Origin of the sequence: Halomonas sp. LES1, from assembly GCF_031846005.1 — a bacterium.
In the GTDB taxonomy this organism is placed as follows: Bacteria; Pseudomonadota; Gammaproteobacteria; order Pseudomonadales; family Halomonadaceae; genus Halomonas.
Genome location: NZ_JAVRGC010000008.1, coordinates 1 through 15,162 on the forward strand (window position 1 = coordinate 1; position 15,162 = coordinate 15,162).

6 protein-coding genes are annotated in these 15,162 nt (G+C 63.5%); all 6 read right to left on the reverse strand.

Going from position 1 to position 15,162, the window contains the following annotated elements; genetic code table 11:
- A partial coding sequence (locus RM463_RS14935; protein ID WP_311430434.1) for a VCBS domain-containing protein occupies positions 1 to 6,842 on the reverse strand: 6,842 nt, incomplete at its 3' end.
- A 143-nt stretch (positions 6,843 to 6,985) separates the two neighbouring features.
- A complete protein-coding gene (gene serB / locus RM463_RS14940; RefSeq protein ID WP_311430435.1) occupies positions 6,986 to 8,206 on the reverse strand; it encodes a phosphoserine phosphatase SerB in 1,221 nt (406 codons plus the stop codon).
- Positions 8,207 to 8,292: 86 nt separating this feature from the next.
- Positions 8,293 to 10,545: a DNA topoisomerase IV subunit A gene (parC, locus tag RM463_RS14945; RefSeq protein WP_311430436.1), complete on the reverse strand. Its 2,253-nt coding sequence runs from the start codon at positions 10,543 to 10,545 to the stop codon at positions 8,293 to 8,295.
- Positions 10,546 to 10,917: 372 nt separating this feature from the next.
- Entirely contained in the window at positions 10,918 to 12,798 is a 1,881-nt protein-coding gene (gene parE, locus RM463_RS14950) for a DNA topoisomerase IV subunit B (protein WP_132045294.1), read from the reverse strand.
- A gap of 21 nt (positions 12,799 to 12,819) precedes the next feature.
- Positions 12,820 to 13,440 carry a YqiA/YcfP family alpha/beta fold hydrolase gene (locus tag RM463_RS14955; protein WP_311430437.1) on the reverse strand — a complete coding sequence of 207 codons (621 nt, stop codon included), beginning with the start codon at positions 13,438 to 13,440 and terminating at the stop codon, positions 12,820 to 12,822.
- Between the two features lie 28 nt (positions 13,441 to 13,468).
- Entirely contained in the window at positions 13,469 to 15,127 is a 1,659-nt protein-coding gene (gene pgi, locus RM463_RS14960) for a glucose-6-phosphate isomerase (protein WP_311430438.1), read from the reverse strand.
- Positions 15,128 to 15,162 lie beyond the last annotated feature (35 nt).

Sequence of the window (15,162 nt, forward strand, 5' to 3'; positions counted from 1 at the left end):
GTTGCCGTATTACCGGGCGCATTGGTGCTGGTAATCGCGGTCACGTTCGCCCCGTCGGCACCGACGGTATCGTTGGTGACAACATTGCCGCTTACCGAGTTGGGTACGGCATCTTCGGTGATGCTATTGGCGTCATCTACGGCACTGGGCGCGTCGTCAACCACTTTGATGGTCACGTTGCCACTTTGGCTATTGCTATCACCGTTTCGATCGGTCACCGTGATGGCAATGTTGTCCCGGGTATCGGCACCGGCAACTTGCGGCGCACGCTCCAAGGTGTAGTTATAGTCAATGGTGATGGTGCCATCGACGGCTTGCTGGTAGCCGTTGAGCACCAATTCACCGTATTGGGTGTCAATCGTCTGGCTCTGAGTCGCCAGCGCTTCAACCTGCGCCTTGCTCAGTGAGAGCGTGCGCGCCTCGCCGTTCACGTTGATGTACGCCAGCGTCACACCGCCGTCGGCCGCCAGGCCATCCAGCGCCGTGAGGGTAAAGCTGGAGTCGACCTGGGTGTCGGTTGCGCTCGGGTTCGAGCCATCGGCCAAGCCACTTTCGAAGACGACGTGATCCGTGTTGTCGCCATCCGGCGTGGTCGCGGCATCATTGACTGGCACCGTGACCGTCACACCATCATTAGCCCCGTTGATGGTCAGATCCAGGATCGCGTCCGCGGTATCCCCATCGCCATCGGTCAGGGTGTAGGTGAACGTCTCGCTCAGGTTTTCGCCAGCCAGCAGGCCCTGTACGTTCAGATTGGTGTTGTCCAACACATAGTCGTAACTGCCATCAGACTTGATGGTCAGGGTGCCGTACTCGCCGTCAATCACCAGATCGCCATCGGCATTGGTGCTGGGCGTATTGCCGCTAACGTTGTTGCTGGCAATGGCGGTGACGGTAGCGCCATCGGCACCCACGGTATCCGCGGCATCGTTGGCGGAGGCATTCGGACCGCCAATCACGTTGCCGCTAGCCGCCACGGTGCTGTCTTCGGTGATGCTGTTCGCATCATCCTCTGCTACCGGAGCGGTGTCGGTGATCAGAATATCCAGCGCATCGCTGGACGTGACATCTGAATTATCGGTCACCGTGATCGTGAAGCTGTCACTCACGCTGTTATCACCGCCGCGGTGATCTTTGGCCGTGCCGGACTGCTGGTACTCGTAGGTGATCTCGCCCGTGTTGGCGTTATAGCCGATCAGGGTCAACGCGCCCTCTGTACCGTTCACGGTAACAGGGGTGGTCGGTGACAACCCGGCCAGATCCGTCGGTGTCAGGGTTTTGCTACCTACCTGTACGCTCTTGAGACCATCCGGTGCTGACACCGTGAAGCTGCCGGTAACCGGGCTGGTCGCGTCCTCGGCAATGCTGTGATCACCGGCCGCTGCGCCGTTGTTGTCGGCGATGGTCACGCTTGGATCACCATCGGTGTTGCCGTTGATAGTAATCGTAATCGTCGCGGTGGACTGATCTCCGTCTCCGTCGGTCAGGGTGTAGCTGAAGGTATCAGCCAACGTGTCGTTATCTTTCAGGGCGTTGACCGCCGGGTTGCTGTTATCCAACTGATAGGTGTAGCCGCCGTTGGCCTGCAGGATCAGCGTGCCGTACTGGCCGCTGATGGCCGTGGCCAGGTTTCCATCGGCGATCGGGCCTGCAACGCTACCGGCCTGAGCCCCGGTCACGACCGCGCCGTCAGCACCTTGGGTATCCGCTGCATCACCGGCGGCCACGCCACCGATCAACACGTTGCCACTCACCGGATTCGGTGTCGCATCTTCTGTGATGCTGTGGGTGTCGTCCTGCGCCACCGGTACGTCGTCCACAATACTGATGGTCACGGTGTTGGTGACCGTGTTGCCATCGGCATCCTGGGTGGTGTACTCGAAGCTGTCGGTAATGGCATCACCCGAGGTGGTGTCCGTCAGCGTGTAGGTGTAGTTGCCATCTTTGTCGATGCTGAACTCACCGTATCCGGTGCTGACATTGGTCTGAGGCACCGCTTCCACACCGGCCGGCAAGGTCACCGTGCCGGTGGCAATTTGGCTGCTATCACCATCGGTGGAACCACCGCTCAAGCCGCTTTCGTTCACACTTTCCGTGATCGGCGTTTCAGCCAGGCTGACATCCGCCACATTGATGGTCAGCGTGGCAGTGGTTTCGTCGCCGTCACCGTCGCGTACGGTATAGGTGAACACGTCCTGCTCGTCACCGGTAATCGCATCGGCGGTGGAGACGTACTCGTAGCTGCCATCGGCGTTGAGGGTCAGGTAGCCGTACTGGCCATCAATGCGACCCGCCACGCCACCGCTGGATGCGGTGCCGGTATTGCCGGCGGCCACGCCGATCACAGCACCATCCGTATCCCAGCCATCGGCTCCGGCAGTGTCGTTGCTCAGCACGCCATCGGTGGCCGTTACGGTCAGGGTTGCGCCTTCACTGACACTACCGGTATCGACGAACGCCTGCGGCGCGTCGTCTTCCACCTGCACCGTCAGGGTGCCATTGGTAGTCGCGCTGCCCGCGTCGGTCACGCTCAGCGGAATTTTTAGCGTGAGCGGATCATCTTCGGCACCGCTGTGGGTCTGCTCGTCGGTTAAGGTGTAGGTGTAATCGAGAGCGCCTGCCGTCGGCACGCCCCCTACCGAGCTACTGGCGGTAAAGTCGGTCAGTTCCAGAGTGCCGCCATCCACCGCAACCGTTTGCGGTGTTGTCGCCAACGCATTCAGCTGCGCCAGGGTGAAGCTCTGGCCACCCACGGTGATGCTCTGCAAGCCATCCGGGGCGGTAATCGTGATGGTACCGTTAGTCGCTTCACTGTCACTGCTGGCATCGGTGCCATCCGTCAGGCCACTTTCCTTCACGGTAATATCGCCATACACACCGGCGGTGGTGTCGTTGGCCGCGATGCTTGGCGCGCCATCGGTGGTGCCATCGATGGTGATGGTCAGGATGGTGGTGCTCCAGTCGCCATCCGCATCCTTGATGGTGTAGCTGAAGGTTTCGGTCAGCGTCTCACCGTCTTTCAGGGCATTGACCGTAGCGTTATCGTTATCCAGGGTGTAGCTGTAGCTGCCAGCGGCGTTCAGCACCAGGGTGCCGTAATCACCGGTCACACCGGTACCACCGACATTGCCGCTCTGCTCACCCGTGGCGCTGCCTTTGGCCACACCGGTTACAACAGTAGCCGCCGTGGCGTTATCGGCACCCACCACGTCTTTGCCACTGCCCGCGTCGGTGATCACGTTGCCTTCCAGCACAGCGCCGTCTTCGGTCACGGTGCCGGTGTCGGCGTTCGCTACCGGAACATCGTCGAGAATGTTAACCACAAGCTCGCCGCTGTTACTGGCCTCTTTTACATCGGTAACAACGAGATCGATCCTGTCCAGGCCATTATCGGCTTCTGCTGTAGCCGTGTTGTTATAAGGGCTGGACAGCTCATAGTCATAGTGCACCGTGCCTTTTACCGGTACCCCGCCCACAACGGCATCAGCGGTAAACCCGGTCAGGGTCAGCTTACCCAGAGGCGTGATGATGGTAATGTGAGTTGTGGCATCTGCAGGCTGGAGCGCTTCCAGCTGACTCACCAGGATTTTGGTGCCGCCAATGCTGATGCTGGCCAGTCCGTCGGGCGCTGTCAGCGTCAGGGTCCCGTCGGTTTTATGGCTGTTGCTGTTGTCTGCCAGACCGGCCTCACTGACCGTGGCCTGACCAATGGCAGATACACCACTACTGTCGTCGCCGTTGCCATCTACCGGGGCAATGGTCGGTGCGCCATCGGTGTTACCATTAATGGTGATGGTAATAGTGGCGGTACTCCAGTCGCCATCGGCATCCTTGAAGGTGTAACTGAAGATATCGCTGAGGCTTTCACCGTCTTTCAGAGCATTTACTCTGGCATCATCATTATTCAGCACATAGGTGTAAACACCATCGGTGCCCAGCACCAGACTGCCGTAAGAGCCGGCTACTGAGCTGCCCAGGTTACCGATGATCTCGGTATTGACCACACCTGCGGTAACGCCTGCCAGAGTGGCACCGTCCGCTCCCGGAGTATCGGTCACATCGCCTGCCGATACGCCAGTACCTCCCAATACGTTACCGGTAGTGGTTGACGCCCCATCTTCAGTGACGCTGTTGGTGTCGTCACGGGCAACCGGCGCATCGTCAACGATCTTGATGGTCAGATTGTCGCTGTTGGTATCGCCGTCACGGTCGGTGGCGGCGATAGTGAAGCTGTCGTTGGCCGCCTCCACATCCAGGCTAGGGGCCGTGATCAGGGTGTAGTCATAGTCGATGGTCAGGGTGCCATCGGCGCCCTGGCTGACGCCATTGAGCACCAGCTCGCCGTATTCAGTGGTGATGTTCTGACTGGTGGTGCCCAGCGCGTCCACCTGCGCCTTGCTCAGGCTCAGGGTAGCCGGCTGGCCGTTCACATCGATGTAGCTGATGGTTACTGCCCCCGTCTCGGCCAGGCCGTCCAGGGCGGTCAGGGTGAACTGGCTGCTCACCTGGGTGTCCGCCGCGCTGGGCGCAGAGCCGTCCGCCAGCCCGCTTTCAAACACCACCTGATCGGTGCTGTCAGCATCAGGGATGCTGGCCGTGGTGTCATTCGGCACGTCCACGGTCACGCCATCGTTGCTGCCGTTGATGGTGAGGGTCAGGTTGGCGCTGCGGACGTCGGTGTCACCGTCGGTGAGGGCGTAGTTAAACACCTCGTCGAGGCTCTCACCGGCAATCAGCCCCTGTACCTCCAGGTTGCTGTTGTCCAGCACATAGCTATAGCTGCCATCGGCCTCGAGGGTCAGGGTGCCGTACTGGCCCTCGATCACCAGGGTGCCATTGCTTTCGGTGGCGGTGTTGCCGGCCACATTGCTGCTGCTCACCCCGGTCACGGTGGCGCCATCGGCCCCGGTGGTGTCGGCCTGAGTCGGATCGGCATCCTGCGTGCCGGTGCCATCGGTACCGGCAATCACGTTGCCCGCCACCGACACCGCATCCTCGGTGATGCCGTTGGCATCATCCCGGGCTTGCGGCGCGTCATCGACAATCTTGATGGTCAGATCGTCGCTGTGACTGTCGCCGTTACGATCGCTGGCGGTGATGCTGAAGCTGTCGTTGGTGGCATCGCCAGCCACACCCGGCGCACAGGTCAGGGTGTAGTCATAGTCGATGGTCAGGGTGCCATCGGCGCCCTGGCTGACGCCATTGAGTACCAGTTCACCGTACTGGGTGGTGAGGGTCTGATTGGTACCAGACAGTCCTTCCACCTGCGCCTTGCTCAGGCTCAGGGTCTGGGGATCACCGTTCACATCGGTATAGCCGATGGTCACCGCCCCATTCTCGGCCAGGCCGTCCGGCGCTTTCAGGGTGAACTGACTGCTGACCTGAGTATCCAGTGCGTTGGGCGCAGAGCCGTCCGCCAGCCCGCTTTCAAACACCACCTGATCGGTGCGGTCTCCATCGGGGCTGGTGGCCGTGGTGTCGCTCGGCACGGTCACGGTGACGCCGTCGTTGCTGCCACCAATGGTGATGGTCAGGTTGGCACTGGCTTCATCACCGTCGCCGTCGGTCAGGGTGTAGTTGAACACCTCATCGAGGGATTCACCGGGGGTCAGCCCCTGCACATCCAGATTGCTGTTATCCAGCGCATAACTATAACTACCATCGGCCTCGATGGTCAGGGTGCCGTACTGGCCTTCTATCTCCAGCACACCATTAGTATTCGTGGCAGTGTTGCTGGCCATATTAGTGCTGGTAATGCCGGTGACGGTGGCACCATCGGCACCGGCGACATCATTAGTGACAACATTGCCGGCCACCGACGACACATCTTCGGCAATGCCGTTGGCATCATCTTTGGCCACCGGCGTATCATCCACGATCTTGATGCTCAGATCGCCACTCTTGCTGTCGCCATCGCGGTCAGTGACGGTGACGGTGAAGGTGTCGCTGGCATTATCGCCATTAACATCCGGCGCACTGGTCAGGGTGTAGGCATAGTCGATGGTGATAGTGCCATCGGCGCCCTGGCTGACGCCATTGAGCACCAGCTCACCGTACTGGGTGGTGAGGGTCTGGCTGCTGGAGCCCAGCCCCTCCACTTGAGCCTTGCCCAGGCTTAGAGTCTCGGGATCACCGTTCACATCGGTATAGGTGATGGCCACCGCACCGGTCTTGGCCAGGCCATCTATTGCGGTCAGGGTAAACTGGCCGTTCGCCTGAGTGTCGGAGGCATTTGGAGCCGAGCCACCCGTCAGCCCACTCTCGAATACGACTTGATCGGTAACGTTGCTATCCGGCGTGGTAGCTTCGGTGTTGCTCGGTGCCACCACGGAAACGCCATGGTCATCACCATCAAAGGTCCGGCCAGGACTCCCTCCCTCGGGGGTATCCAAGAGATGGCTTCGCTCATACCCATAGTCAAAGGCCAGCGGCTTGAGCGGCAGCTCGATACGCTCCACACGAACGAAGCTAAACCCTGCATCATTAGATAGAGAGACAGCGGAGCTGTGGGTATTCTGTATCTCCACTAACGGCTGTGGAGTCAGCGGCGAAGCGTCATGCTCTGCGGTATCGCTGTGGTCCCCCTGGTCGTCGACTGCCTCGGCATCAACTCGAGAGGCGTCGCTTAGACTCGCCAGCAGCTCGCTCAGCGCTACCTGGGTGCCCCCCGGCACCAGAAGGTTGACGCCGTTCTGCTCCGCCAGCTCCAGGGTGGTACCGACGGCTGTTACGATGACGTCCCCAACCTCAACGGCATCGCCTTCCTGAAGTGCACGAAGCTTGCCATCAACATCACGCACCCACGCCTCACCGGAAAGTGCTACGACCGTCATCGTCTGCATAACGCTATCTACCCTGATTATTTCTTAATATCTCGCGTTATACATTGTATCCAGTCGGTACACCACCGCCATCAGGACCAACCACCAACGCACGTTTGAATTATTGATATAGAACAGCGTTCTACATGCATACCATTTAGCGGCTACTCCTCCAGATCGCCCTGGCGGTAACCGATCAGATAGAGCACGGCATCGAGGCCCAGGGTCGAGAGCGAGTGCCGTGCCTGGGCACGCACCAGCGGCTTGGCGCGAAAGGCGATGCCGAGCCCTGCGGCGGCCAGCATCTTGAGATCGTTGGCGCCATCGCCCACGGCGATGGTCTGCTCCATGGCCAGCCCCTCACGGGCGGCGATATCGCGCAGCAGCTCCGCCTTGCGATCGGCGTCGAGGATCGGCTCACGCACCTCGCCGGTCACCTTGCCATTGTCGATCAGAAGCTCGTTGGCATGGACCTCGTCGAAGCCGAGCCGCCGCTGCAGATGACGGGCAAAGTAGGTGAAGCCGCCAGAGAGAATGGCCGTGCGATAGCCCAGGCGCTTGAGCTGGGTCATCAGGCGCTCGACGCCATCCATCAGTGGCAGCTCCTCGGCGATCTCGGCCAGCACCGCCTCGTCGAGCCCCTTGAGCTTGGCCATGCGCTCGCGAAAACTCTGCTGGAAGTCGAGCTCGCCGCGCATGGCACGCTCGGTGACCTCGGCGACCTCGTCATAGACCCCGTGACGGCACGCCAGCTCGTCGATCACCTCGGCCTGGATCAGGGTGGAGTCCATGTCGAAGCACACCAGCCGACGATGGCGACGCCAGATGGAGTCTTCCTGGATGGCGATATCCACACCATGCATGGCGCCCAGCGCCAGTGCCTTCTCGCGCAGCGCATCGAGGTCGACCTCATCGCCGCGCAGCCAGCACTCCACGCAGGCGCCCTGAATGCTGTCGTGTTCCTGGGGCACGCCGCCATCCAGCGGCTCTCGGCCGGAGAGGCGATGGATCAGCTCCACCGTCAGGCCATGCTCGGCGGTCAGCGCGCCCACCTCGGCCAGGATGCCGGCGGGCAGATGCGGCGCCAGCAGGGTCAGGATCAGCCGTGGCCGGCTGGCCTGACTGCTCCAGCGCTGGTAATCCTCGGCGCTGACCTGGATCGCCTGGACGTCGAGGCCCAGCTCGTCACCCGCCGCCGACAGCGCGGCCTCGAGGTCGCTGTCGCGGTCCAGGCCCACCAGGGCCTCCAGCGACAGCATGCCGAAAGTCACGCTCTGGTTGATATCCAGCAGCCGCGCGCCACTTGCCGCCAGTGCCTTGCCCAGTCCGGCCAGCTGGCCCGGCCGTGCCACGCCGGTGGCGCGGATCAAGATTCGTCTTGTCATGTTAACCCCAGTCTTAAGCCGTAGGAGCCCGATTCATCGGGCGAACCACGGCCAATCGCCGAATACATTCGGCTCCTACCGCCCTATCATTCGGCGACTTCCAAGCGATCGACCTTCTGCAACCCACGAGGCAGCTTGCTGCCGCGCCGGCCGCGCTCGCCAAGATAATAGGCCAGATCGTTGGCCTTGAGCGTCAGATGACGCTTGCCGGCATGCACCACCAGGCTGGCATCGGCCGGCAATACCACCAGGTCGCGGACGAACTCCTCGCGCCGCGCCGCCCGCGGTCCGGGGATATCGATCATCTTGTTGCCCTTGCCCCTGGCCATTTCGGGAAGCTCGCTCAGGGGGAAGAGCAGCAGGCGCCCCTCGTTGGAGACCGCCGCGACCAAAGCCCCCTCCCCCTCGGGCACCGCCACCGGGGGCAGCACATTGCAGCCCTTGGGTACGGCGAGCACCGACTTGCCTGACTTGTTCTTGCCCACCAGCTCCTCGAGACGAGCGACGAAGCCGTAGCCCCCGTCGGAGGCGAGCAGATAGCGGGTCGCCGATGGCGCCAGCATCACCCCGGCGATATGGGCGCCGGCCACCACATTGACCCGACTGGTCACCGGTTCGCCCTGGCCTCGTGCGCTGGGCAGGTTGTGTGCCTGCAGGGTGTAGGCGCGCCCGGTATCGTCGAGCAGCACCAGCGGCTGGTTGGTCTTGCCACGGGCGGCGAGATGGAAGCGGTCGCCGGCCTTGAAGGAGAGCCCCGAAGGGTCGATCTCGTGACCCTTGGCGCTGCGAATCCAGCCCTTCTCGGAGAGCACCACGGTCACCGGGTCGGCCCCCACCAGCTCGACCTCGGAGAGCGCTCGGGCCTCTTCGCGCTCGACGATGGGCGAGCGGCGCTCGTCACCGTGGGCCTCGGCGGCTGCACGCAGTTCCTCTTCGATCAGGTCAGTCAGCTTGGCCTCGTTGCCCAGCAGCTCCTGCAGATGGGCACGCTCGGCCTCGAGCTCCGACTGCTCGCCGCGGATCTTCATCTCCTCGAGCTTGGCCAGGTGGCGCAGGCGCAGCTCCAGGATCGCCTCGGCCTGACGGTCGCTGAGGCCGAAGGCCTCAATCAGGGCGGGCTTTGGCTCATCCTCCTCGCGGATGATGCGGATCACCTCGTCGATATTGAGGTAGGCGATCAGCAGGCCTTCAAGCAGGTGCAGGCGGTCCTCGACCTTGCCCAGACGGTGCTCCAGGCGCCGGCGCACCGTGGAGCGCCGGAAGCGCAGCCATTCGCCGAGCATGTCGGGCAGCGGCATCACCCGTGGCCGGCCGTCCAGGCCGATCACGTTCATATTGATGCGGATGTTCTTCTCGAGGTCGGTGGTGGCGAACAGGTGCGCCATCAGCGACTCGATATCGACACGATTGGAGCGCGGCTCGATCACCAGCCGGGTCGGCTCCTCGTGGGTCGACTCGTCACGCAGGTCGGCCACCATGGGCAGCTTCTTGGCCTGCATCTGGGCGGCGATCTGCTCGAGTACCTTGGAGCCGCTGACCTGGTAGGGCAGCGCGGTGATCACCACACTCCCCTCCTCCCGCACATAGCGGGCGCGCAGTTTCACCGAGCCGCGGCCGTTCTCGTAGACCTTGCGCAGGTCGGCACGCGAGGTGATGATCTCCGCCGCGGTGGGGAAGTCCGGCGCCGGCAGGTGCTGGATCAGATCCGTGGTGGTCGCCTCGGGATGACGCAGCAGGTGACAGGTGGCCTCGACCACCTCGTTCACATTGTGCGGGGGAATATCCGTCGCCATGCCGACGGCGATGCCGGTGCCGCCATTGAGCAGCACATGAGGCAGCCGCGCCGGCAGCACCACGGGTTCGTTCATGGTGCCGTCGAAGTTGGGGGTCCAGTCCACGGTGCCCTGGCCCAGCTCGGCAAGCAGCACCTCGGCGAACTTCGACAGCCGCGCCTCGGTATAGCGCATGGCCGCGAACGACTTGGGGTCATCGGGGCTGCCCCAGTTGCCCTGGCCATCCACCAGCGGGTAGCGATAGCTGAATGGCTGGGCCATCAGGACCATGGCCTCGTAGCAGGCGCTGTCGCCGTGAGGGTGGAACTTGCCCAGCACATCGCCGACGGTACGCGCCGACTTCTTGTACTTGGCGCTGGCGTTGAGGGCCAGCTCGCGCATGGCGTAGATGATGCGGCGCTGCACCGGCTTCATGCCGTCGCCGATATGCGGCAGCGCCCGGTCGAGAATGACGTACATCGAGTAGTCGAGGTACGCCTTCTCGGTATATTCGCGCAACGAAAGGCGCTCGACGTCGCCCTCCGCCACCTGGATATCCATGGTCATAGCACGTTGACCTTATTCGCGATCGTGGAATCGTTTGGGGATCGTCCCACTGAAAACTCATTGGAGTCCGAGGCTTACAATCGCGGCTTATCCGGTGACAGCCCTAGGCGGAGGCGCTGTGAACCCATCCCTGGGCGCTACCGATGCCATCCCTGGCATAGGACCTCCGCCGCGGGCTGCCCCCGGCGCCGCTCGCCTCGGCATTTCTTCCAGCTTCAAGCTTATGGCTTACAGCTCCCGGCGAAGCCGGGTCAGACCTCTTAAAAGCTCCATCGCCGGATAAATCCGGCTCCTACAAGGCGTAGGCGGTTGCCATAATCATCGTAGGAGCGCGATTTATCGCGCGATTGGTGACATTCATAGCGCTGGTAGCTACACCTCTATGTCAGCGAGATTGCCGTAGTCCTCGAGCCAGCTCTTGCGATCGGCGGCCCGCTTCTTGGCCAGCAGCATGTCCATCATCTCCATGGTGCCGTCGTCGGCCTCGCGGGTGAGCTGGACCAGGCGACGTGTCTCGGTGGCCATGGTGGTCTCACGCAGCTGCAGCGGGCTCATCTCGCCCAGGCCCTTGAAGCGCTGGACGTTCACGGTGCCGCGCTTGCCCTCCAGCTTGCGCAGGATCGCCGCCTTCTCGCTCTCGTCCAGGGCGTAGAAGACCTCCTTGCCCAGGTCGATACGGTAGAGCGGCGGCATGGCCACAAACACGTGGCCGGCGTCGACCAGTGCCGGGAAGTGACGCACGAACAGCGCGCACAGCAAGGTGGCGATATGCAGGCCATCGGAGTCGGCGTCGGCAAGAATGCAGATCTTGTTGTAGCGCAGCTTGGAGAGGTTGTCGCTGCCGGGGTCCATGCCCACGGCCACGGCGATATCGTGGACCTCCTGGGAGCCGTAAATCTCGTGGGACTCCACCTCCCAGGTGTTGAGTATCTTGCCGCGCAGCGGCAGGATCGCCTGGGTCTCGCGATCGCGCGCCTGCTTGGCGCTGCCGCCGGCGGAGTCCCCCTCCACCAGAAACAGCTCGCTGGCGGCCGGGTCCTGACCGGAGCAGTCGGCCAGCTTGCCGGGCAGCGCCGGCCCCGAGGTGACCTTCTTGCGCGCCACCTTCTTCGAGCTCTTCTGGCGGCGCTGGGCGGCGCTGATCACAAGCTCCGCCAGGGCCTCGGCCTGGTCGACATGCTGGTTGAGCCACAGCGAGAAGGCATCCTTGACCACGCCGGAAACGAAGCCCGCCACGGTGCGCGAGGAGAGCCTCTCCTTGGTCTGACCGGCGAACTGCGGGTCGAGCATCTTCACCGAGAGCACATAGCTGACCCGCTCCCAGAGGTCCTCGGCGCTGAGCTTCACCCCCCGCGGCAGCAGGCTTCGGTATTCGCAGAACTCGCGCAGCGCCTCGAGCAGGCCGGCGCGCAGCCCGTTGACGTGGGTGCCGCCCTGGGGCGTGGGGATCAGGTTGACGTAGCTCTCCAGTAGCGGCTCGCCCCCTTCGGGAAGCCACTGGATCGCCCAGTCCACGCCCTGCTCGTCATCGGCAAAGTGGCCGATAAAGGGCGAATCGGGGAGCACCTCATAACCATCGGTCGCCTGGGCCAGGTAGTCGCGCAGGCCATCGGCGTACTGCCACTCGCTCTCGGTGCCATCGGGCTCCACCAGGGTGACCTTGAGCCCCGGGCAGAGCACCGCCTTGGCACGCAGCAGGTGCTTGAGCCGCCCGATGGCCAGGCGTGGGCTATCGAAGTAGCTGGTCTCGGGCCAGAAACGCAGCACCGTGCCGGTATTGCGCTTGCCCACGCTGCCGATCACCGCAAGGCCGGAGACCGGCTCGCCGTGTTCGAAGGCGATGGCGTGACGGCTGCCATCGCGCAACACCTCCACCTCCAGGCGCCGGGAGAGGGCGTTGACCACCGATACCCCGACCCCATGCAGGCCGCCGGAGAACTGGTAGCTGGCGTTGGAGAACTTGCCCCCGGCATGCAGCCGGGTCAGGATCAACTCCACCCCGGAGACGCCGTGCTCGGGGTGAATATCGATGGGCATGCCGCGGCCGTCGTCGGAGACCTCGATGCCACCATCCTCGAACAGGCGCACGGCGACGCGGCTGGCGTGGCCGGCCAGCGCCTCATCGACGCTGTTGTCGACCACCTCCTGGATCAGGTGATTGGGGCGGCTGGTATCGGTGTACATGCCCGGGCGCTTGCGCACCGGCTCCAGGCCGGAAAGCACCTCGATCGAGCTGGCACTGTATTGCGTCATGAGTCGTCCGGTTCCTTAGTGTTAGCTGGCCTGCCACTCCCGCGGCAGGGCGTGACCGCCATGCGCCAGCACCGCCGGCAGGTGTCGAGCGAGTACCGTGAAGGCGTGGTCGGCCCCGGGGTGCAGCAGCATTGTTGCGCCACGATAGAGCGCGCAGGCATGGGCGGGGTCGAGCACCTCATCGGCGGTTCCCAGCAGCAGCAGATAGCGTTCGGGGCTCACCGCCTCGGGCGTCAGCGCCGCCAGCTCGGCCAGGTGCCGCTCGCCGATCGTGAACCGCTCGCCGGTATGGTCGTTGACGAACTGCTCGCCCACCCACTCAGCCACCAGATCCGCCGGGCGCACCGCCGGGTTGATCAGCACACCGGCAAGCGCGAAACGCTCGGCCAGGCAGGTTGCCAGAAAGCCCCCCATGGAGCTGCCCGCCACCAGCGGGCGCTCGCCCAGTTCGGACAGATGCGACTCCGCCAATGCCAGGGCCTCACTCGGCTGATGTGGCAGCTGGGGCGTGATGCAGGGCACTCCCACGGCCTCGCAGGCGCGCCGCATCAACACGCCCTTGGGCGAGGCGGCCCCGCTGTTGAAGCCGTGCAGATAGAGCACCCCGGTCGCAGGCGCTGGCTGCCTCGAGCCGCTCAGCATACCGCAACACCTGTATAGGTAGCCAGCTTCATAAGGACTCCTCTGCCGCCCAGGCTGCCTCGATCAGGGCTCGCGTGGAGGCATCCATGGTCGCCAGCCCCTGGTGGCTCTCGAGGATGCGCTGGGTCTCGCCGGCGATCTTCTTGCCCAGTTCGACCCCCCACTGGTCGAAGGGGTTGATCCCCCAGATCGTGGCCTGAACGAATACCTTGTGCTCATACAGGGCGATCAGTGCCCCCAGAGTGGAAGGCGTCAGCTCATCGAGCAGCAGGGTGCTGGAGGGCTGATTGCCGCGGTAGCGCTTGTGGCCGGGGCGCGGGCCGTCATCGTCGATGGCATCATCCCCTAGCATCAGCACCCGGGACTGGGCAAAGCAGTTGGCCAGGGTCAGACGGTGCTGCCCCTTGAGGTGAGCACGGGTCGCGGCATCCTCGACCCCGTCGTAGCGCCGTAGCGGCGCGATGAAATCGCACTCCACCGCCTGGGTGCCCTGGTGAAGCAGCTGATAGAAGGCGTGCTGGGCATTGGGGCCGAGCTGGCCCCACAGCACCGGGCAGGTGGCATAGCCGACCTCGCGCCCTTCATGGGTCACCGACTTGCCGTTGGACTCCATCTCCAGCTGCTCGAGATAGGCGGCGAAGTACTCCAGCCGGCCATCGTAGGGCAGGATGGAGTGGGCGCGAATATCCAGGAAGTTGACGTTCCAGATCCCCGCCAGGGCCAGCAGCACCGGCAGGTTGTCCGCCATCGGGGTCTCGCGGAAGTGGCGGTCCATGGCGTGGGCGCCGGCCAGCAGCGCCCGGAAGTGCGGCATGCCGGTCACCAGGGCGATGGGCAGGCCGATGGCGCCCCAGAGCGAATAGCGCCCCCCTACCCACTCCCAGAACTCCAGCTGATGCGCCGGGGCGATGCCCCACTCGTTCATCTTCTCGGTGCTGGCAGAGACGCCGATAAAGTGCTGACGCATGATCAGCGCGGCATCCACGCCATCGCTCTCCATCAGGCGAGCCATCAGCCAGTCTCGCGCGGTATTGGCATTGGAGAGCGTGTCGATGGTGGTGAAGGACTTCGATGACAGCACGAACAGCGTGGTCTCGGGATTCAGTCGCAGCAGGTAGTCGGCCAGCTGAGAGCCATCCATGGTCGAGGCGAAGTGCACCTCGATGGTGTGCACGTCTTCGGGGCGATAGTCGGTCAGGGCATGGGTCACCATCAGCGGGCCGAGGTCCGAGCCACCGACCCCCAGATTGACCACATCCCGGATCGGCTTGCCGGTGGCGCCTCGCCACTGACCGGCATGAAACAGCTCTACCATCTCCGTCATGCGCTCCAGGGTACGGTGGACCGCGGGTACCAGGTCCTCCCCCTCCACCACCAGCGAAGCCTCGGCGGGCAGCCGCAGCGCCGTATGCAGAGCCGGGCGATCCTCGCTGACGTTGACTCGCTCGCCGGCGAGCAGGCGCTCGATCGCCCCGGGCACCCCGGCCTGCTCGGCCAGTGCCAGCAGATGCGTCAGGGTCTCCCTGGACCAGCGCTGCTTGGAGAGGTCCAGGGTGAGGCCCGCGGCATGGCGGGTAAAGCAGGCCTGACGATCCGGCTCCGCGGCAAACAGCTCACGCAGGTGGCGTTGGCTCACTTCAGCGGCATGCGCCTCGAGCTCACGCCAGGCGGCGCTCTCGTTGATCATCCTTCTCCTCCTTGAAAGCGACGGGTGCGAGGGCG